The sequence below is a fragment of the Brevibacillus brevis NBRC 100599 genome, from assembly GCF_000010165.1.
Classification (GTDB): domain Bacteria; phylum Bacillota; class Bacilli; order Brevibacillales; family Brevibacillaceae; genus Brevibacillus; species Brevibacillus brevis_D.
Window position 1 is genome coordinate 321774 of sequence record NC_012491.1, and the last position, 23849, is coordinate 345622.

23 protein-coding genes and 1 pseudogene are annotated in these 23849 nt (G+C 48.0%); 20 read left to right on the top strand and 4 right to left on the bottom strand.

Going from position 1 to position 23849, the window contains the following annotated elements:
* Nucleotides 1–11: 11 nt before the first annotated feature.
* On the bottom strand, nt 12–944 hold the full coding sequence (locus BBR47_RS01905; RefSeq protein ID WP_012684071.1) for a DNA-3-methyladenine glycosylase 2: 933 nt from the start codon (nt 942–944) through the stop codon (nt 12–14).
* Nucleotides 945–1113: 169 nt separating this feature from the next.
* Here BBR47_RS01905 and BBR47_RS01910 point away from each other — a divergent pair, with 169 nt between their 5' ends.
* The 11 genes and pseudogenes from BBR47_RS01910 (at nt 1114) to BBR47_RS01955 (ending at nt 9564) form a co-directional block, all read left to right on the top strand.
* Nucleotides 1114–1683 carry a bifunctional transcriptional activator/DNA repair enzyme AdaA gene (locus BBR47_RS01910; protein WP_012684072.1) on the top strand — a complete coding sequence of 190 codons (570 nt, stop codon included), beginning with the start codon at nt 1114–1116 and terminating at the stop codon, nt 1681–1683.
* A 64-nt stretch (nt 1684–1747) separates the two neighbouring features.
* Nucleotides 1748–1894 (top strand): annotated as a pseudogene (locus BBR47_RS29995) (serine hydrolase); the annotation flags it as partial.
* Nucleotides 1895–1913: 19 nt separating this feature from the next.
* Entirely contained in the window at nt 1914–3020 is a 1107-nt protein-coding gene (locus BBR47_RS01915) for a threonine aldolase family protein (RefSeq protein ID WP_012684074.1), read from the top strand.
* 90 nt (nt 3021–3110) lie between these two features.
* Complete coding sequence (locus BBR47_RS01920) at nt 3111–3593, top strand: GNAT family N-acetyltransferase (RefSeq protein ID WP_012684075.1); 483 nt, start codon at nt 3111–3113, stop codon at nt 3591–3593.
* Nucleotides 3594–3777: 184 nt separating this feature from the next.
* Entirely contained in the window at nt 3778–4281 is a 504-nt protein-coding gene (locus BBR47_RS01925) for a DinB family protein (RefSeq protein WP_012684076.1), read from the top strand.
* 212 nt (nt 4282–4493) lie between these two features.
* Entirely contained in the window at nt 4494–5132 is a 639-nt protein-coding gene (locus BBR47_RS01930) for a nitroreductase family protein (RefSeq protein ID WP_012684077.1), read from the top strand.
* Nucleotides 5133–5155: 23 nt separating this feature from the next.
* Nucleotides 5156–6103 (top strand): ring-cleaving dioxygenase, encoded by a 948-nt coding sequence (locus BBR47_RS01935; protein WP_012684078.1) that lies wholly within the window; start codon nt 5156–5158, stop codon nt 6101–6103.
* Complete coding sequence (locus BBR47_RS01940; protein ID WP_012684079.1) at nt 6103–6720, top strand: alpha/beta hydrolase; 618 nt, start codon at nt 6103–6105, stop codon at nt 6718–6720. Before BBR47_RS01935 ends, BBR47_RS01940 begins: the two co-directional genes overlap by 1 nt.
* 290 nt (nt 6721–7010) lie before the next feature.
* Nucleotides 7011–7691: a response regulator transcription factor gene (locus BBR47_RS01945; RefSeq protein ID WP_012684080.1), complete on the top strand. Its 681-nt coding sequence runs from the start codon at nt 7011–7013 to the stop codon at nt 7689–7691.
* Complete coding sequence (locus BBR47_RS01950; RefSeq protein ID WP_012684081.1) at nt 7688–9097, top strand: sensor histidine kinase; 1410 nt, start codon at nt 7688–7690, stop codon at nt 9095–9097. Before BBR47_RS01945 ends, BBR47_RS01950 begins: the two co-directional genes overlap by 4 nt.
* 26 nt (nt 9098–9123) lie before the next feature.
* The gene (locus tag BBR47_RS01955) at nt 9124–9564 is read left to right on the top strand and encodes a hypothetical protein (RefSeq protein ID WP_012684082.1); all 441 of its coding nucleotides are present in this window, start codon (nt 9124–9126) and stop codon (nt 9562–9564) included.
* 42 nt (nt 9565–9606) lie between these two features.
* Here BBR47_RS01955 and BBR47_RS01960 read toward each other — a convergent pair whose 3' ends face one another.
* Nucleotides 9607–9981: an ArsR/SmtB family transcription factor gene (locus tag BBR47_RS01960; protein ID WP_035290894.1), complete on the bottom strand. Its 375-nt coding sequence runs from the start codon at nt 9979–9981 to the stop codon at nt 9607–9609.
* 142 nt (nt 9982–10123) lie between these two features.
* On the opposite strand from BBR47_RS01960, the gene BBR47_RS01965 reads away from it, so the two are divergent.
* Complete coding sequence (locus BBR47_RS01965) at nt 10124–10420, top strand: hypothetical protein (RefSeq protein WP_012684084.1); 297 nt, start codon at nt 10124–10126, stop codon at nt 10418–10420.
* A 192-nt stretch (nt 10421–10612) separates the two neighbouring features.
* Nucleotides 10613–12844, top strand: coding sequence for a heavy metal translocating P-type ATPase (locus tag BBR47_RS01970; RefSeq protein WP_041749204.1), 2232 nt, complete (start codon nt 10613–10615; stop codon nt 12842–12844).
* Nucleotides 12845–12902: 58 nt separating this feature from the next.
* Here the strand turns inward: BBR47_RS01970 and BBR47_RS31755 are convergent, their stop codons facing one another.
* A complete protein-coding gene (locus BBR47_RS31755) occupies nt 12903–14906 on the bottom strand; it encodes an ABC transporter ATP-binding protein (protein WP_012684087.1) in 2004 nt (667 codons plus the stop codon).
* 293 nt (nt 14907–15199) lie between these two features.
* Between BBR47_RS31755 and BBR47_RS01980 the strand changes: the two genes are divergently transcribed.
* From BBR47_RS01980 to BBR47_RS01990, 3 genes are all read left to right on the top strand, one after another.
* The gene (locus BBR47_RS01980; protein ID WP_231850543.1) at nt 15200–15850 is read left to right on the top strand and encodes a polysaccharide deacetylase family protein; all 651 of its coding nucleotides are present in this window, start codon (nt 15200–15202) and stop codon (nt 15848–15850) included.
* Between the two features lie 69 nt (nt 15851–15919).
* On the top strand, nt 15920–16885 hold the full coding sequence (locus BBR47_RS01985; protein ID WP_012684089.1) for a helix-turn-helix transcriptional regulator: 966 nt from the start codon (nt 15920–15922) through the stop codon (nt 16883–16885).
* Nucleotides 16886–16969: 84 nt separating this feature from the next.
* Nucleotides 16970–17485: a DinB family protein gene (locus tag BBR47_RS01990; RefSeq protein WP_012684090.1), complete on the top strand. Its 516-nt coding sequence runs from the start codon at nt 16970–16972 to the stop codon at nt 17483–17485.
* Between the two features lie 283 nt (nt 17486–17768).
* Here the strand turns inward: BBR47_RS01990 and BBR47_RS01995 are convergent, their stop codons facing one another.
* On the bottom strand, nt 17769–18782 hold the full coding sequence (locus tag BBR47_RS01995) for an ATP-binding protein (protein WP_012684091.1): 1014 nt from the start codon (nt 18780–18782) through the stop codon (nt 17769–17771).
* 256 nt (nt 18783–19038) lie between these two features.
* Here BBR47_RS01995 and BBR47_RS02000 point away from each other — a divergent pair, with 256 nt between their 5' ends.
* The 4 genes from BBR47_RS02000 (at nt 19039) to BBR47_RS02015 (ending at nt 23844) form a co-directional block, all read left to right on the top strand.
* Nucleotides 19039–20688 (top strand): AraC family transcriptional regulator, encoded by a 1650-nt coding sequence (locus tag BBR47_RS02000; protein WP_012684092.1) that lies wholly within the window; start codon nt 19039–19041, stop codon nt 20686–20688.
* A gap of 112 nt (nt 20689–20800) precedes the next feature.
* The gene (locus BBR47_RS02005) at nt 20801–21805 is read left to right on the top strand and encodes an iron-hydroxamate ABC transporter substrate-binding protein (protein ID WP_012684093.1); all 1005 of its coding nucleotides are present in this window, start codon (nt 20801–20803) and stop codon (nt 21803–21805) included.
* Between the two features lie 19 nt (nt 21806–21824).
* A complete protein-coding gene (locus BBR47_RS02010; RefSeq protein ID WP_012684094.1) occupies nt 21825–22832 on the top strand; it encodes a FecCD family ABC transporter permease in 1008 nt (335 codons plus the stop codon).
* Nucleotides 22825–23844 carry a FecCD family ABC transporter permease gene (locus BBR47_RS02015; RefSeq protein ID WP_012684095.1) on the top strand — a complete coding sequence of 340 codons (1020 nt, stop codon included), beginning with the start codon at nt 22825–22827 and terminating at the stop codon, nt 23842–23844. The genes BBR47_RS02010 and BBR47_RS02015 overlap by 8 nt, the downstream gene beginning before the upstream one ends.
* The last annotated feature ends 5 nt before the right edge of the window (nt 23845–23849 follow it).

Consider the following 23849-nt stretch of genomic DNA (forward strand, 5'->3'; position numbering starts at 1 on the left):
ACCTCCTTAGATTAATAAAGAAAACGCCATAAATAAAAAGTAGCGTACGACTCCCAATTCGTCCAAGTCTTGGACAGCTCTCGTATTTCTGCTTTTGTCGGCTTTTTTTCTTTGCCTAGTAAAAATTTGATCGCATTGTGCAGGCCGACATCATCAATGGGAAAAGCAGAGGGCATTCGCAGACAGCGCATGAGCACATAATTGGCCGTCCACGGTCCAATCCCGCGGATACTGGTCAATCGTTTCTCCGCGGTTTGATAATCTCCTCCGTCCCATAATAGCTCTTTCGATAGTTTCCCTTCAACGATGAGTTGTGCGACGTCAATTAAATACTCGCATTTCTTGGTCGTCATGCGCAATCCATCCAGATCAGTGACGGATAATCCGGCGATTTTTTCTGCTGTGGGAAAAAGCCAATACGTCTCTCCTTCGAATTCTACCCGTCTTCCGAATGCCTCTACCAACCGTCGTTTAAGCGTGTACGCGTAGGTCAGGTTAATTTGTTGTCCAATGATTCCCCAACTGAGCGCTTCAAATAGGTCGGGAATACCCATGGTCCGCAGCCCGTAAAACTTTTCAACGGCCTGCTTTAGAAGAGCATCCCCTGCAGCAAGCTCATAAAACGGAACGAGATCCCTGTCCAGATCAAACCAGTCTCGCACATAACGTGCTACTTCTGTTCGTACTTTTTCATTGGGAAGTGAAGGGCTGAGAAAACGCACAGTCAATCCTTGATCATTCTTTGCGTGAATTTCGACCACTTGTGAATCCTGTCCAATCGGGATGGCTTTGTAGAGGCGCCCATTTTGAATGTGAAACATGCATTCGTTGGATGCTCTGGACAAGTAGTGAAGATTTTGCGAAAAACTGAATTCCGTAGGTACGGACAAAATGATTTCATCTCTATTATCGACCCAAGCCGAGTGTGATAGACCGCTTGTCATGTGAAAACCTCCTGTCTGACTTCCTCCTAGTTTTATACCAAGATAAGCGGGGCTGTCATTTCGTTATCTTGCTATTTTAATCTTCTAGCAGTACGGATCATGTAGTGTGGGGGTATACTGTCGGTAAGAGCAAGCGATTCGATGACAGCTACGGCAAAGGAGATGACATGTGTTGGAGGAACGGGTAACCGATGAGCGATGGCAGGCTATTATTCATAACGATGTGTCTTACGATGATCAATTTTTTTATGCGGTAAAAACGACGAAGATCTTTTGTAGACCGTCATGCAAGTCGAAGCCACCGAAGAGGGAGAATGTGCGGGTTTTCCAAAATGCAAGCCAAGCCCTGCGGGAAGAATTTCGGCCATGTAAACGTTGCAAGCCCACGGGAGAGAGGTTACCTGATCGTGAGTGGGTAGCACAAATTACACAGTATATTGATTCTCATTATAACGAAAAGCTGACGTTGGAGCATTTGGCTGATATGTGCCATGGCAGTCCGTTTCATTTGCAGCGAACGTTTAAGCGACTCATGGATATGACGCCCGTGGAGTACATCCAGAAAAAACGGATAGAAAGGGCGCGAGAGCTGCTGGCTCATTCGAACAACCAGATCGCGGATGTTGCGCAATTGGTAGGAATGCCGAATACGCCGTATTTTATCACGTTGTTTAAAAAAATGACGGGTAAGACCCCGAGTGAATATCGCCAACTGAACGTCAAACAACAAACGACATAAGCTGCTTGTGAAATGTGATATCTTTAGAAGTAGAAGCATCAGCATCTGAGAATAACGACCACTTGACGGTGGTTTCGGAACGTCAGCATACACAGATCCGCAGGAAGAAATGATTGGCATTCTCCTGACGCAGCGTCTGATGGATTCACCACAACCACCTGGTGCTTTCCTTGATTTCTGGACCACTGCCTATCAAGCGATTGAAGATTAGAAAAAGGAGCCCTGCCAAGATGAACGATACGAAAACCTTGCGAGAAGTATTTAAAAAGACCACTTATCAAATCGCCGGGCACAGCAAGAGAGACCTCCATCAATTGCAGCAGGTCCTGTCCAGGGTGGATGGGAATGTGGAGGGCGATATGTACGGAACAGGCGAACTCATCGAGAATTTTCAGCGCAAGATGGCCGAATATTTGGGCAAAGAGTCTGCCGTGTTCTTTCCGAGCGGTACGATGGCCCAACAAATCGCGTTACGTATCTGGTGCGATGAGAAGGGAATCAAAAAGGTCGCCTATCATCCGCTCTGCCACTTGGAGATCCACGAGGAGGATGGGCTCAAGGAGCTGCATCAAATCGAGGCTGTCTTGCTGGCGGATAAAAACAGCGTGATTGAACTGGACGATGTTCTCGGCATGGACGACGATATCGCGTGCCTGTTGCTGGAATTGCCACAGCGTGAGATTGGCGGACAGCTGCCCGCGTATGAGAATTTGGAGGCGATCTCCCGTTATTGTCGGGAAAAAGGAATTCGCCTGCATCTGGATGGTGCCCGGCTTTTGGAAATCCTGCCGTATTACCAGAAGACAGCCGAGGAGGTATGCGCATTGTTCGATAGCGTGTACGTTTCCTTTTACAAAGGGATAGGCGGAATTGCCGGGGCGATCCTGGCTGGGGATGAAGACTTCACGAAGCAATCGAAGGTATGGAAAAGACGCCATGGCGGGGACCTGATTAGTTTGTACCCGTATATTGTCACGGCAGAATACCATTTTGAACAGAGAAAGCATAAATTCAGTCAATATTACGAGCATGCAAAAGAGCTGGCGGCACTCTACAATCAATGCCAGGGGATATCCACGAGACCGACCGTGCCTGTGTCCAACATGTTTCATGTTCACGCAGATTTGCCGAAGGAAGAGCTCGAGCGTATCATGGTCTCACTTAGTGAAGAGACAGGAATTGGCTTCACGCATTATGTCAGACAAGATGACGAATCTTCTAGCTCCTATGAGGTAAGTATTGGCGATCGGTATGCGATGATCCCGAAGGAAGAGCTGGCATTGGCGTTCGAAAAGCTGCATCAGAAAATAGGGGAGCAGAAATCAAATGCAGTGTAAATGAATCAATTTCGGGGCGGTGGCAGTCTGGTGCTTACAGATCATACCAGGCTGCCGCTAATTTCTCCGTAAGAAGAGAAAGGAACCAAGATGTTCAGTATCAGACCGTACGAAAAAAGCGACTACCCTTCAATCATGGCTTACGATTTGCCGCAAGAACAAGCGATCTACACGTCTATGCCAGTCGATGTGATCGAAGCAACTCAAAACAATCCTGGCTATAAGCCCTATGTGGTTTTCGACGCAGGCCATCTAATCGGCTTTTTTGCCTTATTCACACCACACACAGGCAATCCCTACACACCAAATGGCGAGGCGGTTATTTTCAAATCATTTTCGATCGATTCCCGCTATCAAAAAAAGGGCTACGCCTTGCGTGTATTCCATGAGTTGGCTAACATTGCACGAGTGCATTACCCGGAGCGAGATGAAATCGTGTTGACCGTGCATCATACGAATACGCCAGCGATCCAACTGTATAAAAAAGCGGGGCTAGTCGATCAGGGATGGAGATTTGCGGGTGAGTTTGGCGAGGAGCTGATTTTTCATCTCGATTTGACAGCATCCACATAAATGGTTGCAAGTAGTAGATTTTATTTTCTCTCGACTGCTGTACAGACGCTCCTGGTCGGAACAGCTTATGCGGTATAGTAGCGAAAAGCCCCTTTCTGGCATGGCAGGAAGCATCACTGACCGTATTTGTCAGGGAAGCAGGTCTATGATAGAGCTATCGACGAACCAAAGAGGGGGCTTTATCATGACACACTATGCCAAAAACATGTATGACTTTCACGCATGGGCGAATCAGACGTTAATCAATCGCTTGAAGGAACTTCCGGAAGGTGTTTACGAGCAGGAGGTCCAAAGCGTTTTCCCGACCGTTGCAAAAGTGATGGAGCATATTTATATGGTGGACCATAGCTGGCTTCTCATATTGCAGGGGATGGATATGCAAGCTGCCATGGATGAGACATGGCGGCAAGAGAAGAAAATTACGGGAAAAAGCTTGGAGGAAGTAGAGCAGTTGTATGCCGAGCTGGTCGAGCAATTCAGAGCTTTTCTCAGCCAAGAAGAAGATTTGGAGCGGCGCATTGTCCTTGATAATCCGTACACGAGAGTACGCGATACGAGCTTGGCAGAAATCATCATGCAAGTGGTCAATCACGGTACGTATCATCGTGGAAACATAACGGCGATGCTGCGCCAAATGGGGTATTCTTCTGTTATGACCGAGTATGCTCTTTACTGGTACGCCAACTGAAAAAAGCCTTGGGCTGGAAGAGATTTCATTCTTCTGGCCTTAGGCTGTTGACAAGGGACAATTCTCGTCCTATAATTATCTTAAATTCAAGATATTTAATTTTCGTAACATCGTCATCCTACTTCCCCAAGCAGGAACATTTTTAAATCTATTATCTCTAATTTGAGATATTAAAAAATGAATGAGATAGAAAAAATCGAGGAGGAAGTCCCATGAGTGAATTCACTACCCTTGTAAAAAACAGAAGATCCGCAAACAAGTTTCTAACGGATGTAACGATAACACCTGCTGAGATCGATGAAATCATGTCCCTGGTCAAATTCGCACCATCAGCATTTAATTTGCAGCATGCCCATTATGTAGTTGTCATCGATCCAGAAGCCAAAGAGCGTGTATATGAAGCAGCATATAGACAATATAAGGTAAAGACCGCTTCGGCAGTAGTGCTTGTATTTGGTGACAAGGAAGCGTATCAAAGCGTAGAGCGCATTAATGAAGGTCTTCTTCATTTAGGAGTCATGGATCAACGTGAGTACGACCACAACAATTCTTCTGTCAGAGCAATGCACGAGGCTGGAGGAGAGCAGTTCAAGCGTGATGAAGCGATCCGCAATGCCAATTTGTCCGCAATGCTGTTCATGCTCGCTGCAAAGGATAAAGGCTGGGATACGTGCCCGATGATCGGATTCGACCCGGCAGCGGTGCAAGAGATAGCGAAGGTTCCGGACAGCTTTGTGCCAGCTTTGATGATCACGATTGGAAAAGAAGATACATCCAGTCAGCGTGTCAGAGGGTACCGCAAGCCCGTTGGAGAGTTCGTAAGCTACAACACATTCCAAGCAACTAAATAATAAATTTGAGGAGGCAATTCAAAATGACACAGCAAACAGCAGGAATTCACCATATCACAGCTTTTGTAACAAGCGCCCAAAATAATGTTGATTTTTATGCGGGGTTTCTCGGATTGCGCTTGGTGAAAAAAACGATCAACTTCGATGCACCAGATGTATATCATCTGTACTTCGGGAATGAGGTCGGTAGTCCAGGAACTGCGATCACCTTTTTCCCGTGGGAAACTGGTCGCCGTGGACGCGTTGGCGGTGGGCAGGTTGGCTATACGACTTTCTTGATTCCAGTGGGGGCGTTTTCCTTCTGGGAGGATCGACTGAAAAAATTCGGAATCGAGTACAGCCGCGTGGAGCGTTTTAATGAAACGTATCTGCAATTCACAGACAGAGACGGCTTACAGCTGGAGATTGTGGAACGTGAAGGCGGTCCAGCGAGCAAATGGTCCTTTGGCGGAGTGCCAGCTGACAAGGCGATCAAAGGCTTCGGCGGAGCGATCCTGTACAGCATGGCTCCAGCCCACACCATGGATGTTCTCGAGAGACTGATGGGACTGACCAGAGTCGGCGAAGAAAACGGCCTTGTCCGTTTCAAGGCTCACGGCGATTTGGGCAATGTCATTGACGTGAATGCCGAGCCGATACCAAGAGGAGCAGGCGGTGCAGGTACGATCCACCATATCGCATGGCGTGCCGTAGACGATCAGGATCACCAGCTATGGCAACAGCGTGCGGCTCAATCCGGTCTCCATCCGACGGATATTATCGACCGTCAATATTTCAACGCTATCTACTTCCGCGAGCCGGGTGAGATTTTGTTTGAGATTGCAACAGATCCTCCAGGCTTTGAACGAGATGAGCCATTTGAGGCATTGGGTCAAAAACTGATGCTCCCTGAGTGGTATGAGCCACGTCGTGCCCAGATTGAGCAAGGCTTGACGCCGATTACAGTCAGAGTGTTGGAGGAAGATAAATAATGAACTTGAAGCACATTTTTCGAAAAGGAACCGAAACAGAAGCACCAACCCTGTTGTTGCTTCATGGCACGGGCGGAGATGAGAACAATCTCTTGCCACTGGCCGATCGCATTTATCCAGGCGCTTCTGTTCTGAGCGTCCGTGGGAATGTTCTCGAAAACGGCATGCCGCGATTTTTCAAACGCTTGGCAGAGGGTGTTTTTGACGAAGAGGATTTGGTCTACCGCACGCAGGAGCTGCATGAGTTTTTGGATCAAGCGGCGGTTACGTATCAGATCGACCGAGACAATATCGTGGCAGTCGGCTATTCGAACGGGGCGAATATTGCAGGTAGTCTCCTGTTCCATTACCCGAATCCGCTAAAAGGAGCGATTCTTTACCACCCAATGGTTCCACGTCGTGGGATCGCTCTCCCTGATATGTCAGCCATCCCAGTGTTCATCGGAGCGGGCACGAATGATCCGATCTGTACTGCACAAGAGACGGAGGAGCTGAACCAACTACTGACTGAAGCAGGTGCTGACGTGACTGTGCATTGGGATTCGTATGGTCATCAGCTGACGGTGAAAGAAGTAGAGGCTTCGGCCGCGTGGTTTACAGAGAAGTTTCGCAAGTAATGGATGAGTAACAAGAGCGGCGGACCTGAGTGTCTGCCGCTTTTTTGTGCGCGCAAACAGTTGTTTTTCCGGGAAAAGGGCATGTTTCCCGCAGATTTAATCAAATGTGTAAAAGTCTTCAAGAGCCAGCAGGATTCGTTCATCTCTTGTTCATATTGCTTCTTTACGATTGATCCGACTAGATAGGCACAAGCCAGTGACGATTTGCAGGAGGATCGACAAGTGAGTATCATTCAAAATAATGAGGAAGCAAGAGAACTAGAGCGCGGAGTAGCAAGGGGGCCAGCTTGATGAAACTGACGATACTGATTGCAGATGACGATCCACATGTACGTGAGCTATTGCGATTTTACTTAGCAAAAGAAGGGTACAACGTTTTGGCTTGTGTGGATGGAGAAGAGGCTTCACAACTGTTGGAACAGGAATCCGTCCAGCTCGCCATCGTGGATGTGATGATGCCAGGCAAAAACGGTTGGGAGCTGTGCCGGGAGATCAGAGAATTTTACGACCTTCCTGTCATCCTGCTAACGGCAAAAGGAGAGGTGAGGGATAAGGAAAAAGGTTTTTTGGCGGGGACGGATGATTATTTGACCAAGCCATTTGAGCCTACCGAATTGCTATACCGCATCAAGGCCTTGCTGCGTCGGTATCAGATGGTCAGCAAACAAATCATTGTCTTAAACGATACCGTCATCGATCGGATCAGCCATGTCGTGAAGGTAAAAGAAGAGTTGATTCATTTACCGTTAAAGGAATTTGAACTGCTTGCCCAGCTTGCTAGTTTTCCTGATCGGATTTTTACCCGGGATCAACTGTTGGAGCTTGTGTGGGGCGGCGATACCGAGAGCGATAGTCGTACCATCGATGTGCATATTAAGCGGCTGCGAGAAAAGTTTACGGAGAAAACAAATGACTTTGTCATTTCTACCGTTCGCGGCTTAGGCTACAAGCTGGAGGTACGAGGCTCGTGAAATCTCTTTACGTTCGGGTCGTTCTTACCTTCGTCGCCATTGTACTGATCAGCGGCACACTGGGATTTTTGCTGGCAAATGAGTATTATCAACGAAATCTACGCGCTTATAATGAACAAAAAATCATGAGCATCGGACAGCAAATGATTGATTTGTATGAGCATAAATCGTCGCTCGACCTGCCTGCCTTTATGACTCATGTCGCCAATTTGAATTTTCAGCTGTATCTCGTGGATGAGAATGGTGCTGCAAGCCAGTTCGGAGCACCTTTTCGCGATCAGCAGATAGAGCCTGCCATTATTCAAAAAGTGTTGGCGGGTGAGACCTACAGAGGGATTACAGAAGAACAGCACGGCTTGTTTGTGACCGGATTTTTTGAAAACACGTTGACAAACAGCATTGGCTTGCCGCTTACAGCAGAAGGGAAAAAATACGCCCTGTTTGTACGGCCAAATATTGAGCAGCAGTTTGGCGAGGTGCACATTATGTTTGCTTTGCTGTTGGCAGCGATGTTTGTGCTGAGCTTGGTCCTGATCTTGATCTTTACCCGTTACTTGGTGAAGCCGATCGAGAAGCTGAGCCATGCGACCAAAAAACTGGCGGAAGGCGAGTACGATATCCACTTGGACATCTCTCGCCGGGATGAAATCGGCGATTTGGCTATGCATTTTGCCAGGATGACAGAGTCTCTCAAGCAATTGGATGAGATGCGCCAAGAGTTTGTCTCCAATGTCTCTCATGAAATCCAGTCTCCATTGACATCGATCCAAGGCTTTTCTCAAGCCATCCGCAGCGGTGGTGTGACTAACGAACAGCGGGAAACGTACTTGACTATCATCGAAGAGGAGAGCAGGCGGCTGTCTTCCTTGAGCAAGCAGCTGTTGACGCTCGCTTCCCTGGACAAGGAGACAGGTCTGTACGAACCGACACGATTTCGTCTTGATGAGCAGATCAGGCAAGTCCTCTTAGTTTTGGAGCATCAGTGGCAACAAAAAAAGCTCACGATGGAGCTGACCTTACCGGAGACCTTTATCGTAGGTGACAAGCAGCTGCTCAATCAGGTATGGATGAACCTGATTGCCAATAGTATCAAATTCACCCCAAAGGCTGGCTCTATTTATATTATGATACAGAAGGATACGCGAATCGTCGTGACCATTCGGGATACGGGGATTGGCATGTCAGAAGAAGAGCAGGAGCATGTCTTTGACCGTTTTTACAAAGGAGACAAGTCACGCAATCGGGAAGCGACGGGAAGCGGTCTCGGTCTTTCTATCGTGCAAAAAATTTTGCAGGTCGCAAAAGGCGGCATTCACATTCAGAGCCGTATAGGCGAAGGGACAACGGTCACGGTCAGCCTCCCGACGGGTGAACATCCTACTACGCGAACGACAAACGAATCATAACGAAGCGAAGCAAAGGAGTGATTTCCATGAATATCGGCATGCGTATACTCGCCGCAGTCATATCACCTCTCTTTACCGGTCTGTATGCTGCGCTGATCATCTACCTTTATCGTGATCCAAGCGCGCCGTACGGGTTTGGAAAAGAGTATTTGCTGGGCGTACTCATAAGCATGGCAATGAACCTGATTGTCTTCGTATGGCTGTCGGTATTCGTGGACTGGCTAGTGAGTCGGTCACACTTGATCGGGTGGAAAAAATACGTTGTGCGTTTCGCAGGATATGCTGTCATCGGTTATGTACCTGTACTTTTTCAATGGCTAAAGAGTGTTGATCCGCATGCCGCATTGTTTTATCCGCAGGCAACGGTTTTAGTATTCGCTTCGATCTGTTACTCTCTTATATTTGTGGGAATAGAGGCGATAAGGAAGCGGTTTACCCGGAAAAGCGAGGAAACCCGTTGCGGTTAATCAAATGTTTAAAATGCTGGAGTAACAAAAAAGCCCGAGCAATCAGGTAGCTCGGACAATGGTTTTCTGTTCTTTGGCGTGTTCAATCCCCGCAGATATGAGATGGCGTACATGGTCATCATCCAACGAGTAAAAAACGAGCTTTCCTTCTTTGCGGTACTTGGCCAGTCCCATGTTGCGAAGAAGCCGCAGATGGTGGGAGGTGTTAGCGATCGAGCTTCCGATGATAGCAGCCACATCGCAGACACAGAGCTCGTCTTCCATCGAGAGGATGTGAATGATTTTGGCGCGGGTGTCATCAGCCAACGCCTTGAAGATTTTTGCTACCCCTTCTGATTCTGTGGCGAACGGCTTTAACCGATTTACTTTTTCCTCATCAAAACATTGGATTTCACAGATGTCATCCACTGTAACCATCACCTCATGCTCTACAATGTCCTACTATTATAGACATTCACAGGGAAAGTGAAAAGGAAAAACGACATTTTGATGGCAGTGTAGTGTCCCTCTCTGTTTTCGTGTAAGATGAACATGATCCAAGAAATGGGGAGAGAATACCATGAGTGCGCAACCAAAGTGCCCGAAGTGCCGTTCTGCGAAAATCGATTTGACGGAATCGATCAATAAGCCATTATACATAACCATTTATGCAGCAGTTTTGGCAGTGCTTGCCTTGATCGGTATTTCGGTGAAAGGAACTCCTGTCATCTTTTTGTTCCTCGGACTATCAGGGGCCTTTATCCTGTTTGCCGTTCGTCTTGCTTTAGAAAAGCGCAAAGTAATCAAGTGCAAATGTCTGGACTGTGGGGAGCGTTGGCAGACTACCCCAACACCTGTAGAAGCCAGTTCTAAGTAACGAGACTCCTAGTAAAATAGGGGTCTTTTTCTTTATTCCCAGTCTGTAAAAAAATGGGCGAAATATTCAAATCAATTCTTGAACGAACCAGAAGGATGCGATAATATAATAATTAAATATTTGTTTGAATGTTTGTGGATTGATTTCATTCGAAGCTGGGCAAAATAGATGCTTGGAAAAAGGTGAAAACAGATGGCAGAAGAACGAAAAAAAGATGAGTGTTGCAGTGGGCATCAATGCGGCAGTGAGCATAAGCATGCTGGTAAAATTCTCACGGTTCTCGAGCCTGCGGCTGCGGCAACTGAAAGCGCAGGCATTCTTTCTTCACAGGCTGTTGTCTATCGCGTTATAGGTATGGATTGCAGTTCGTGCGCCAAATCGCTGGAAAAGCATATGCATACGTTGCCTGCGGTAAAAGAGGTAAACGTGAACTTTTCCACGGGTAAAATGCAGCTCGTCGCGGATGGGCTAGGAGAAGATGCGGTGGTCAAGGAAGTCGCAAAGGCCGGATATAGTGCCATGCTACTTACGAGGCGCACGGCCAAAGCAGTTCCGAAAACGGATCAAGCAGGGACGACGCTGACGGTGATTTCTGGTGTGTTGTTGGCTCTCGGTTTTCTAGGTTCCTTATCGTCTGGCATACCTCCGCTGGTCGTTACTGTTCTCTATGCGTTGTCGATCATAAGCGGCGGCTACCGACCTGCACGCAGTGCTTTTTACGCGATAAAAAGCGGTTCACTGGATATGAACGTATTGATGTCTGTTGCGGCTGTTGGAGCCGCATTAATCGGTGAGTGGCTGGAGGGCGCAACAGTAGTCTGGCTCTTTTCCATCGGAAACTTGCTGCAGACCAAGTCGATTGAAAAAACGCGCGACTCCATACGTAATCTGATGGATTTGGCTCCGCCTGAAGCATGGGTCAAGGTGGGGGAGTCTCTTACCCGCAAACCGGTTGAGGACATCACAGTCGGTCAAGTCATCGTAGTGAAGCCGGGAGAGAAAATCCCGCTGGATGGTGTCATCGTACACGGGACATCGAGCGTCAATCAGGCCCCGATTACAGGTGAATCGATTCCCGTAGATAAGCTGGTCGGGGACAGTGTTTTTGCAGGAAGTGTCAACGAGAGTGGCGCGGTGGAGATCAAGGTAACAAAGCTGGTGGAAGATACAGCGATTGCCAGAATCATTCATCTCGTGGAGGAAGCGCAGGAAAAAAAAGCGCCTACTCAGGCGTTCGTCGACAAATTCGCTACGATCTACACGCCAATCGTGCTCGTGCTTGCTTTGCTCGTGATTGTATTCCCGCCATTACTCGGACTCGGTACCTGGGGAGAATGGTTTTACAGAGGGCTTGAGCTGCTAGTCGTTGCTTGCCCGTGCGCACTGGTCATTTCTACGCCAGTTGCGATTGTGTCCGCGATTGGAAATGCCGCGAGAAACGGCGTCCTGATCAAGGGTGGTACGTTTTTGGAAAAGGCAGGAGCGATTACCGCAATTGCTTTCGATAAAACGGGCACATTGACGGAAGGAAAACCACAGGTTGCGGCGGTTATCGAGATGGAGGGAAGCGAGGACGACGTAGTGTCGATCGCCAGAACGATTGAAGAGCGATCTTCCCATCCGATTGCACTAGCGATTCTCACCTATGCGAAACAAAAGCAGATTGCTTCCCAGAGTGGGCAAGATTTCAAGGCGATCGTCGGAAAAGGGGCGAGCGCTGTCATCGGAACCGAAACATTTTATGCAGGAAAGCCCGCCCTGTTTCAAGAGCTGGGAGTCGATCTGTCGGCATGGCAAACGAAAGTCGAGTCGTTGCAGAGTGAGGGACATACACTGGTGGTTATCGGTACCGCAACGAAATTGATCGGGATGATTGCCGTTGCCGATACCATTCGTGAGATTACGGTTAGTGCCATTGGCAAGCTCAAGGCCGCAGGAATCGAAGACATCGTGATGCTGACCGGTGACAATACGGGTACGGCGAAAAAAGTAGCGAGTCAGACAGGCGTCAATCGTTATTTTGCAGAGCTGCTGCCACAAGATAAGGTAGAAGCGGTCAAGCGACTACAGCAAGAAGGCAAGGTCGTCGCCATGGTGGGTGACGGGATCAATGATGCACCTGCTCTCGCATCAGCTGACTTGGGGATTGCGATGGCTGGAGCAGGTACTGATACAGCAATGGAAACCGCGGATATTGTACTGATGGCTGACAATCTCGAAAAGCTGCCGCACACGATGAAGATCAGCAGAAAAGCACTCACGATTATCAAGCAAAACATCTGGTTTTCGATCATCGTGAAGCTGATTGCACTCGTGCTGATATTCCCAGGCTATCTAACCTTGTGGCTGGCGGTGCTCAGTGACACGGGAGCGGCTTTGCTGGTCATCTTAAACAGTATGAGACTCTTGCGTATGAAAGGCTAAATAAAAAAGGGGAGATGAGCTGTCGAAGCTCTCTCCCTTTTTCTTTTGTATATAGGTTTTACACCAAGACGCCGCCGCCGTATCTTTCGAATTCTTTCTGGGTGCAAGCGACAAAGTGACCGCGCTCCACTTCACGCAAGACGCGTTCTTCCCCTTGATCTCGCAAATATTCCTGATCATCGAAAACGATGCGCTTACGGTTGCGCTCATAATCCGGATCTGGCAATGGAATTGCCGAGAGCAACGATTTGGTGTACGGATGAATCGGATTCTCGTACAGGCGATTACTTTCTGCCAGCTCCACGATACGTCCCCGGTACATAACACCAATGCGGTCACTGATGTATTTCACCATGGACAGGTCATGGGCGATGAACAGATAGGTCAGGCCTTTTTCTTTTTGCAGGCGTTTGAGCAGGTTAATGACCTGCGCCTGAATGGACACGTCGAGGGCAGAGATCGGTTCATCGGCAATGATGAATTCCGGATCAACAGCCAATGCCCGTGCAATCCCGATCCGTTGGCGCTGTCCGCCGCTGAACTCATGTGGGTAACGGTTTGCGTGCTCGCGGTTGAGGCCGACGGTTTCCAACAGCTCGTGTACCTTGGCGATGCGTGCTTCCTTGTTCGCCAGACGATGAATGTCCAGACCTTCCGCAATAATATCGGATACAGTCAGACGTGGATTCAACGATGAGTACGGGTCTTGGAAAATCATCTGGATTTTGCGGTTGAGCCATTTCTTTTCTTCGAGTGTTTTCTTTCCGTGTACACTTTGTCCATTGAACAAGACCTCTCCGCCAGTTGCATCGTACAAGCGAAGGATGGTGCGTCCTGTGGTCGATTTACCGCAACCGGATTCACCCACAAGGCCAAAGATTTCCCCTTTGTAGATGTCGAAGGTGATACCATCTACAGCTTTCAGCGTATGACCATTCCCGAGGTCAAAATGCTGTTTCAAATCTTTGACTTCAACCAGCTTCTCACGATTCTCGTAGTTGAACGTTTTTTTCGTGCTTACAGGAGCCTCAGTTGCCTCATCAGAATTGACTTTTCGTCTCACAGCCGAAGCAGGCGGTTTGATGTCAGGTGCCATTTCATGCAGGAGCCATGTTGCTGCATAGTGCGTATCGGAGATTTTGAACATCGGTGGTTCATATTCCAGATCGACCTTCAACGCAAATGGGTTACGAGCCGCGAAAGCATCACCTACAGGTGGTTTAAACATGTCAGGCGGCGATCCAGGAATGGACATCAGCTCGTCATCACTGGAATCGAGACTAGGCATGGAACCTAATAGACCCCATGTATACGGGTGTTTAGGATCGTAGAAAATTTCATCGACTTTGCCGATTTCCACAATTTTTCCTGCATACATAACCGCTACACGGTCTGCCATGTTCGCAACTACACCGAGGTCATGCGTAATAAAGATGATCGAGGTACCCATCTTCTTTTGCAGTTCCTTCAGCAACTCCAAAATCTGCGCTTGAATCGATACGTCCAGAGCAGTCGTCGGCTCATCGGCGATGATAATTTTTGGATTGCAGGCCAATGCGATGGCAATGACAATCCGTTGGCGCATCCCACCAGAAAACTGGTGCGGGTATTGATCGACACGTTCTTTGGCAAAGGGAATCCCTACCATTTCCAACAGTTCAATAGCACGGCTGCGGGCGTCTGCACGGTTCAGCTTTTGGTGCTTGATGAAGCTCTCCATGATTTGGTTCCCGATAGTCATCGTCGGATTCAAGGAAGTCATCGGGTCTTGGAAAATCATTGAGATATCGCGACCGCGAACATCCTGCATTTCTTTTTCGGAAAGCGTAACCAAATCTCTTCCTTCAAAAAGAACTTGCCCTTTTGGAATGCGTCCAGGAGGAGAAGGAATGAGGCGCATAAGTGCTTGGGAAGTGACGGATTTACCGGAACCAGATTCACCAACAATCGCCAGCGTTTCTCCTTTTTCCAGATCGAAGGAGACGCCACGTACTGCCTTGACTTCACCTGCATACGTATCGAATGACACATGCAAATCTTTTACTTCTAAAACTTTTCCCATATAATCATCCCTTTCGAGCATGCTTTGTCGTGATTAACCCGCCATGTATATCCAACGCTCTCTCTAATAGAGGTAGTTCAAAAAGTCGACTTTTTGAATACGCACTAGTATAAATTTTTGCGAAAATGAAAATCATTATCACTATTATACTATATTCATTAACCGTTGTTAAAAAATTTTTTTCTGCGTTGCATACTCATGCAGAATCGGTTTTTTTAGCGTTACCAAATGATAGCCCAGTCATACTATGCATCAAAGCAGCAGAATACTGGCTTATAGGGAGGGTAACGCTTGTGAACAAGCTCAATGGGCCCAAGGAAATCGCACTCACTTTTGATGATGGACCAGATCAATTGTGGACGCCTCGTGTGTTAGACATATTCGCTCACTATCAGGTAAAGGCCACTTTCTTCTGTGTGGGGCAAATGGTGAAGTACAACCCGACAATACTGGAGCGGATTGTAAAGGAAGGACACATTGTCGGAAACCATAGCTGGGATCACCCTGACTTTACAAAAATCCCTCTCTTGGCTGTTCATGAGCAGGTAGAACGTACCTCGGATCAGATCGAAAAGGTAGTAGGTGTGAGACCTCGGATGGTTCGGCCGCCATATGGAGCAGTGAATGAGGAGGTCATCCAGCTACTTGTGGCGAGCGACTACGAAATGATTTTGTGGGATATAGATAGTTGGGATTGGAAGGGTCTCACCGGCCCACAGGTCGCAAGAAACATCTTGGGACATGTCACCCCAGGCGCAGTCGTGCTTCAACATTCAGCTGGCGGTACGAAAGATACGCTAAAGGGGAGTATGGACGCCTTGCCCTATATTATTGAGGTGTTAAGTGAGCAGAAATATACCTTCTCAACCGTTTCCGCCATGTTTCAACTGGCAGCTTATCGAGAAAGAACCTGTCCAGTCGAGAAAAGGAGAAGGGGCAGATAGAGGAAATGGATAGAAATCTGTGGTAATTAGTAGAATCAGAAGATTTCTTTTAGGGGAGCGAATCAGAACATGTCCAAAGCCGATAATATGCTCTCCATTTTGTGGCTGTTGAAGACCGGCAAGCGAATGACAGCCAAGCAATTGGCAGAGATTCTCGAGATTAATATTCGCACCGTTTATCGCTATATCGACTCACTGTGTGCGAGTGGTGTACCGATCATTTCTGATGCCGGACACAACGGTGGCTACAGTTTACTTCAGCAATTTAATGAGGCTCCGTTGTTTTTCGACCTCAACGAACAAAAAGCCCTGATTCATGCAGCCGCTTTTGCCCAAGAGGCAGGTTATCCCTTCGGAGCAGATTTACACCGAGCCATTTCCAAGCTAAAACGTTACACAAATGAAGAGCAGCGTGACGCGATAGACCGACATAGTATTGGCTTCGAGGTGATCCAGCCCCCTGTTGATCCTTCTCTCGAGTCTACTCTACAGGAACTGGAGCTGTCTGTTGCCAACGGGTACACCCTTTCGATCGAGTATCAGAAAGCCTACCAGACAACGAGACAGATGCGTCATATCGATCCATACGGGCTCGTTTATTGGAAGGGGAACTGGTATATCGTTGCCTATTGCCATCTCCGTAGTACCATTCGCAGCTTTCGTGCAGATCGTGTTCATGAGATCCAACGTACAGAAGGCAGCTTCCAACGCCCTCCTGAATTTTCTGCCCGCCATTTTTTTCTCTCGAATTTACTGCCGGAAGCAGACAAGCAGGGCAACACCATTTTAATCAAAATCAAAGGAAGGCCACAGTCACTCGCTGATTTGTGTAGGCATTGGTATCTCGGACATACTGTGATGGAACGCAGCGAAGCACAGGTGATTTTTCAAGTAGATGAGCAAATGGCCCATTCGATCCTTCCTCATTATCTGTTGCCATACGGAAAATCCATTCAAGTGGAAGAGCCAGCCTATGTAAAAGAGCGATTGGCTGCCATCGCTGCCGATTTATTTCTTTTTTATCAGTCGACTTGATATCACTGACCATTTTTGTCAGCAGAGTTGATTTATATTGAAAGCAAAGAAGAGATGGAAAAAGGGAATGGGGGCAGATTGATTATGAAGCATGAAGCATTGCGTTTGTACGAATATCATGTATGGGCAAACGAAAAGGTATTCAAGCGGTTGCAGGAGGTACCAGAGGGAGTAAGTGAGCAGGAGGTTCCCAGCGTGTTTCCGACCATCACCCAGACGTTGGCTCACATTCTCAAGACGGATTATGTTTGGTTGTTGGCCATGAAGGGGGATAGCTACGAAGAGGTAGGACCGAAAGTTGGGGTTCTCTTGCAGGAATTAAAAGGGAAAAACGTACACGAGCTGCGAAAACTGTTTGCCGAATCAGCCCAGCAGTTCAGAGACTTCTTCGGGCAAATCTCGATGGAGGACACCGCGCCTTATACGCACCCGGCATTAGGCACGGTTCATGCTCGTTATGCAGACATCGTCCAGCACGTCGCCAATCACGGAACCTATCACCGAGGCAATATCTCCGCCATGCTTAGACAAATGGGTCACGCGGGAGCTTCCTCCGATTACATTTTTTATCTGTTCGAGACTTCTGCGGTAGAACAATAAAGGTCTTTCCGTTTTTTATCAACTACCGAAAAAAACAAGCAGCTTGTAGAGGGAACAGGAGAAAACAGTGAAGATCTTAGGGACACCGACCGAGACGTAATGCAAAAAGCGAAACACGCCCTTAAGCGTCCACCTCTGAGATACTTCCAGATTGGACCACTTTGGACGCGGTTTCGCTTTTTGCATGGAGTCGGCCAGTCAATCCCCAGCGGGTGGCCCTAGAAGCTGAGTCGTTTTCTCCTGTTCCCTCTCCTCCACTACAGCCACGCAAACTGCATGTTTTTTAAGGATTCATCGTATGAGCAATCCGCACCTCGAGCCCATTCAAGAACTGACTAAGGTTCGGCTTTCGTTCTCCAATGATACTTTCACCAGGCTTGCCGGGTTCAAAGACCACGTCCTTGTTTTTAGCGACCTCGCTCAAGTAATCCTTAACGATCTGTCCTGTTTTCGTAGCCTCATATTTCTTGGCAAAGTTCTGATACTCTTCCGTGACGGCCGGGAGCAGTTTCATTGTTGCTTCATCAATGGCATCATAACGGTAATCAGACAAATATGTTTTGAGGTAGTCGATATAAAGCGTACGTAGCTTCACTGCACGTGGGCTACTGCGATAGTTGACCAAATACTCTTCGACTTCAACCATTCTGGGCCCGAGCTCGGCCCGCGTGATTTGCAACTTGCCGTCACCCAAATACGGTTTGCCCGTTTCCGTTTCTTGAATGGACAAGTAGTCCTTCCCTTCCTCGCCGAGCGAAGCAGCATATTTTTGCAGTACTTTGTAATCCACTTGCCAGTAAAAAGACATGTCGTTCGTTGCCTTTAAGACGAGTCCGCCCTCTGTTTGATTGAGGAGCCATTGTTTGAAACTGTCATCGCCTTCTAGCTTGTTGAAATCGTAAGGGTATTGCAAGGCATACAGCTTTTCCGCATTTCCAGGCTGGGCGAGGAGAGCCTTGAAATTATCGTTTATCGTGGGCAAATGTTTTTCATAGTACTGATCAAGTGCAAAAAATAATTGATCGGCGGTTTTCGTGTCCGTTTTCGCCAGATGCTGATCCAAAAAGGCAGTTAGCTCATTCGCTTCCTTGGCTTGTGCAGCTAGTACGGTGAACTGCTTGAGCAAATCATCCGCTGGCTTTTCGCCTTTTGTTGCATCGGCAGGAGACGTGCCTGTGTTTTCCGGTGCAGATGGGGTGGGATCTTTTACCGTCAATTGTTCAGAGGCAGAGGTGCAACCTGTTACAAAAGTAATCGCAATGAGGCTAGAGAAAAAAGGTAGAACATATCGTTTCATATCTTCATTTTCACTCCGTTATGTTGAATGGTTTCAGTTGATAAATCGTCGTAACTACTTGAGCACCTTGCGTCCAGCGCACTCTCTCCGTCGTTCCCTTTCTATTGGTACGTACCATACCACGTTCAAGTTATCGGTTCAATTCCATTAAATATTCCTGATAGGAAGCAAGCGTCACTTTTGATATACTTTCTCTATCGGTGATAATGAGAATTATTATCAATATTTACGTAGAGAATTGGGCAGAGGTGAGAACATGAACGAAACACAAGCCTTGGTTCAACAATTCACAGAGAAGACCATGGCAGAAGCCATTTTTAAGCTGCGTGATATTACATGGCTCAAAGCAAAAGGATATGACCGACTACGCCAACAATTCACTCATTCGCATATTTTGCTGGTCGTAACCGGGGGACGAGGGCGCCTGCGTCTGGAGAACGAGGAGTACCAATTGCGGCAGGATGCGATTTACGTGTGTCCTCCTATGCTTACGTTTGGGATCGTCCCTGATTCAGCTGATCATTTGGAGATGTACATGCTTCGTTTTGATGTCTTTATGGAAACGAAAGACAGACATCGGCGCTTCCAAGCCCTTCGGGAAAAGGATCTGTTTCCTTTTCGGGGAGAGATCTCTGTCCAATCGGCAGGGCAGCTTCCTGTCTATTGTGACTTGATCCAGAATCTATGGAAGCAGGAGACGGCGCTCGAGCGTTTTCGAGGCCAACATACTTTTCAAGAGCTATGGTACCACATCGTCAAGCATGCTCACTTCTCGGCCACAGATGCTGGAATGGCGCTGGAGCAGGCACGCGCACATATGGAAGAGCATTACTCGGAAAATGTGACGATTGAACAGCTGGCTCGCATCGCAGAGGTGAGTCCAAAGTATTTCGTCGATCTGTTCAAAAAAACGTATGGCATCTCAGCTATGGACTATTTGGCAGAGCTTCGCATCAGCCGGGCGAAGCAGATGATGGTGCAGTCGCATGCCAAGCTGCGCGATATCGCTCATCAAGTGGGCTACAACGACGAGTTTTACTTTAGTCGAAAATTCAAGAAAGCTGTCGGTGTTTCACCCACACTTTATATGAAAAGCCGCCAACGAAAAATTGCGGCGTACGGCTCGACCATCATCGGGCATTTGCTGGCTTTGAAAATGATTCCTTACGCGGCGCCACTGCACCCGAAATGGACGGCTTACTATCATCACAGCTATCGAAACGATATCCCGGTACATCTGAGCGCATTTCGAATTAATCAGAATTGGAAAGCCAACATTGAAACGCTTCGCGATGCCATGCCGGATGTCATCATTGGCTTGGACGAAACGAGCTTGGAGGAACAGGAGCAACTCAACGAGATTGCGCCCACCTTGTATGTTCCCTTTGAAGAGCGGGGATGGAAAGAACAACTGCAGCTCATGGCAGACTTTTTGGGTGAGTCCGTGGAAGCAAATCATTGGCTTTGCGAGTACGAGAAAAAGGTGAAGCGAGCCCGCACAAAGCTTCAACAGGTTCTGGGCGATGAAACGGTGCTCATCGTGCGGGTTTTAAAAAACCAGATCTTTGTCCACTGCAATCGCAGTATGAATGAAGTGTTTTTTCAGGATCTGCAAGTCAAACCTGCTTTTGTCTCGAAGCAGAAGGAGTACGACCAGCTTGTGACCGCACAGGAATTGGCTGCGCTCGCGCCAGATCGCTTGCTGCTGCTGGTTTGCCAAGAGGCTGAAACGCTGGCATGCTTCCAGGCCTTGAAAGCATCGGGACCATGGCAAGAGATCGAAGCAGTCCGCAACAATCGGGCGCATGTCATAACATCCGACCCTTGGCGAGAATACTCGGCAACGGCTCATGAACGGATCGTGGAAGAGAGTGTGAAATTGTTTTCAGGAGATCGTCCATGTTGATTCTGGATTTCGTCCATGGTCGGGCAGGAGTGGATGCTTTATAATCACGAATGATAATCGTTATCACTCGCACAGGGTGAAACATTACATTTCTGAGAGGGGTCTTTCAAGAATGAAAAAGATATACCTTGGCTTGAGCATTGCAGCGCTGACATTGGCTCTGACAGCGTGCGGCGGAGGAAAAGAGGCAGCGAATAACACGACTGCACCTACTACAGCACCTGCGACAACAGCTACAGCAGAAAAGCCGGCGGATGAAGATAATAAAGCAGAGACGCGCACGATCAAATATTTGGATAAAGAATATACCGTTCCTAGCAAAACAGAGCGGATCGCCATTGTAGGCAGCATGGAGTCCATGGAAGATTCGCTGGTACTGAACGTGAAACCGGTAGGAGCGATTTCTGTAGGCGGTAAATTCCCGGAGATGTTTGCACCGATTACGGGCGAAGCCACATCCATCGGAGAAAAAATCCAACCGAACCTAGAAACCATCCTGTCCTTGAAGCCTGATGTCATTCTGGGAAGCAGTAAATTCCCGCCTGAAATGGCTGAGAAATTGAACAAAATTGCGCCTACCTTCCCTGTGTCCCACATTTCGACCAACTGGGAAGCGAACCTGCAATTGCTGGGTGAGTTGACTGGCAAACAAGCTGAGGCAGAAAAAGCGCTCAATGAATACAAATCAGGGATTGAAGCGGCGAAAGCAAAATTGGGCGACGGCATGAAGGATAAAAAAGCACTCGTAATTCGTCTGCGACAAGGAAACATCAACATCTATCCAGAGAAAGTGTTCTTCAACCCAGCTCTGTACGCAGACCTTGGATTGACTGCACCTGAAGAAGTAAAAGCAGCGAAGGCACAAGAAATCATCTCCATGGAGAAGTTCACCCAGATCAACCCGGACTACCTGTTCATCCAGTTCTCTCCAGATGAGAATAAAGACAAGCCAAACGCATTGGAAGATTTGCAGAACAACCCGATTTGGAAGAGCGTGAATGCAGTGAAAAACGGCAATGTTTACGTAAACGTGGTTGATCCTCTCGCACAAGGCGGTACTGCTTGGAGCAAAGCACAATTCCTGAATGCGGCTGTAGAAAAATTGTCTGCCAAGTAAAAGTGGGCGAGGGTAAGCTATGCAATCCAAAAAAGCAACTTCCATGATCATACTAGCTGTTTCGCCAGTGGTGATCCTGCTTACAATCTTGCTCTCCATTCATTACGGGGCCAAGCCGATTGATGCGGGGACAATTTATCAAGCTTTCTTTGCCTTTGATGAAGGGAATGTTGATCATCAAATTGTCATGCACTCTCGCTTGCCGAGGGTCTTGGGCGCACTCATGATCGGCGCGTTCTTAGCGATATCAGGAGCGTTGATGCAGGGGATGACGAGGAATTACCTCGCGTCCCCCTCTATTATGGGCGTGTCTGATGGTTCGGTCTTTGCTGTTACCCTTTGCATGGTTTTCATTCCATCCGCTACGAGTGTCACGATGATTACCATGTCCTTGATCGGTTCAGCACTTGCGGTTGCGATGGTACTCGCTTTTTCTCGACTATTGCCGAACGGCTTAACGCCAGTAGGGATGGCGGTCATCGGTACGATTACGGGTACCTTTCTGAGCAGTATTTCAGCCGCGATTTCTACTTATTTTCAAGTCTCGCAAAACGTCAGCTTTTGGTACAATGCAAGGCTGCATCTCCTGGAGCCTGAATTGGTGAAACTGGCGGTTCCTTTTGCCATCGTCGGTATTGTCATAGCACTTCTTTTGTCCAAATCGATTACGATCTTGTCCTTAGGCGACGAAGTATCTCGCGGTCTCGGACAGAGAACGGTGATGGTTAAAGTGCTGGCAACGACTGCTGTTGTCATTCTCACAGGCATTTCCGTAGCGTTGGCAGGAAAAATCGCTTTTGTCGGGCTAATTATTCCGCATATTACCCGCTTTTTGGTAGGTCTCGATTATCGATGGATCATTCCATGTGCAGGATTACTGGGCGGCATTTTCCTGGCCTTGTCGGACGTTCTCAGCCGATTTATGAACAGTCCGTTTGAGACCCCAATCGGTGTGGTAACGGCCTTTATTGGCGTCCCGTTCTTCCTCTATTTGATTTACAAGAGAGGAGGGGGAAAGCATGCCTGATCGAAAAGCTAGATTTCGTTTGCTGTTACTCGTCAACATCGCCTTGATTTTGCTGGCGATTTATATCAGCCTGACCAACGGCGTATTTGACATGACGGTGATGGATGTCATCCGAACGTTATTGCGTATGGATCCTGTAGCGGAATTCGATTTGGTTATTTTCGATTTTCGCCTGCCGCGGATTGTTATTGCGGCATCGGTCGGCTTTGGCTTGGGGGTTGCTGGTACCGTCATTCAGGGGATCACCCGTAACGGGCTGGCTGATCCGGGGATTTTGGGCATTAATGCTGGGGCAGGAGCCGCTATCGTCGCCTTTATGTTTTTCTTCGGTGGACAATTTATGGAGGCGAGCTGGTATTCCATCATGGCCATGCCTTTGTTCGGTTTGACAGGCGGATTGCTTGCGGCTGGACTGATTTACCTCTTTGCCTGGCGTAACGGAGCGCTTGATCCACAACGGCTGATTCTGGTGGGGATCGCCATTGGCTCCGGATTAGGTGCTGTATCGCTGTATCTCTCGTTAAAAATGAATCCCAACGATTTTGAAATGGCAACCGTGTGGCTCTCAGGCAGTATTTGGAGTGCCAACTGGACGCATATTGCAGGGATGTTGCCATGGCTAGTCATACTCATTCCTGTTTTGATGCGCAAGGTGCATATTCTCGATTTGCTTCAACTGAGCGAGGAGTCCGTCAAAAATCTGGGTGTGTCCGTGGAAAAGGAGCGCAATATTCTCCTGCTGTCGAGTATCGGGATCGTGAGCGCGTGTGTCTCGGTTTCTGGAGGCATCGGATTCGTCGGCTTGATGGCACCGCATATTGCGAAGCGTTTGACGGGAATCCAGCACAGGTATGCTCTTCCCTTGTCGGGAACAATCGGGATGCTCATGGTCGTGGCGGCTGACTTTATCGCCAAAACGGTGTTCACACCCATTGAACTGCCTGTGGGTATCGTCATTTCGATCATCGGTGTACCGTATTTCTTCTATCTACTGAGTAGAAGAAAAAAATAAAGAGG

Excerpts from the sequence above, each read along its gene's own strand:
- BBR47_RS01905 (WP_012684071.1), bottom strand. The coding sequence starts at position 944 with ATGACAAGCGGTCTATCACACTCGGCTTGGGTCGATAATAGAGATGAA.
- BBR47_RS01915 (WP_012684074.1), top strand. The coding sequence starts at position 1,914 with ATGAACGATACGAAAACCTTGCGAGAAGTATTTAAAAAGACCACTTAT.
- BBR47_RS01920 (WP_012684075.1), top strand. The coding sequence starts at position 3,111 with ATGTTCAGTATCAGACCGTACGAAAAAAGCGACTACCCTTCAATCATG.
- BBR47_RS01925 (WP_012684076.1), top strand. The coding sequence starts at position 3,778 with ATGACACACTATGCCAAAAACATGTATGACTTTCACGCATGGGCGAAT.
- BBR47_RS01930 (WP_012684077.1), top strand. The coding sequence starts at position 4,494 with ATGAGTGAATTCACTACCCTTGTAAAAAACAGAAGATCCGCAAACAAG.
- BBR47_RS01935 (WP_012684078.1), top strand. The coding sequence starts at position 5,156 with ATGACACAGCAAACAGCAGGAATTCACCATATCACAGCTTTTGTAACA.
- BBR47_RS01940 (WP_012684079.1), top strand. The coding sequence starts at position 6,103 with ATGAACTTGAAGCACATTTTTCGAAAAGGAACCGAAACAGAAGCACCA.
- BBR47_RS01945 (WP_012684080.1), top strand. The coding sequence starts at position 7,011 with ATGAAACTGACGATACTGATTGCAGATGACGATCCACATGTACGTGAG.
- BBR47_RS01955 (WP_012684082.1), top strand. The coding sequence starts at position 9,124 with ATGAATATCGGCATGCGTATACTCGCCGCAGTCATATCACCTCTCTTT.
- BBR47_RS01960 (WP_035290894.1), bottom strand. The coding sequence starts at position 9,981 with ATGGTTACAGTGGATGACATCTGTGAAATCCAATGTTTTGATGAGGAA.
- BBR47_RS01965 (WP_012684084.1), top strand. The coding sequence starts at position 10,124 with ATGAGTGCGCAACCAAAGTGCCCGAAGTGCCGTTCTGCGAAAATCGAT.
- BBR47_RS01970 (WP_041749204.1), top strand. The coding sequence starts at position 10,613 with ATGGCAGAAGAACGAAAAAAAGATGAGTGTTGCAGTGGGCATCAATGC.
- BBR47_RS31755 (WP_012684087.1), bottom strand. The coding sequence starts at position 14,906 with ATGGGAAAAGTTTTAGAAGTAAAAGATTTGCATGTGTCATTCGATACG.
- BBR47_RS01985 (WP_012684089.1), top strand. The coding sequence starts at position 15,920 with ATGTCCAAAGCCGATAATATGCTCTCCATTTTGTGGCTGTTGAAGACC.
- BBR47_RS01990 (WP_012684090.1), top strand. The coding sequence starts at position 16,970 with ATGAAGCATGAAGCATTGCGTTTGTACGAATATCATGTATGGGCAAAC.
- BBR47_RS01995 (WP_012684091.1), bottom strand. The coding sequence starts at position 18,782 with ATGAAACGATATGTTCTACCTTTTTTCTCTAGCCTCATTGCGATTACT.
- BBR47_RS02000 (WP_012684092.1), top strand. The coding sequence starts at position 19,039 with ATGAACGAAACACAAGCCTTGGTTCAACAATTCACAGAGAAGACCATG.
- BBR47_RS02005 (WP_012684093.1), top strand. The coding sequence starts at position 20,801 with ATGAAAAAGATATACCTTGGCTTGAGCATTGCAGCGCTGACATTGGCT.
- BBR47_RS02010 (WP_012684094.1), top strand. The coding sequence starts at position 21,825 with ATGCAATCCAAAAAAGCAACTTCCATGATCATACTAGCTGTTTCGCCA.
- BBR47_RS02015 (WP_012684095.1), top strand. The coding sequence starts at position 22,825 with ATGCCTGATCGAAAAGCTAGATTTCGTTTGCTGTTACTCGTCAACATC.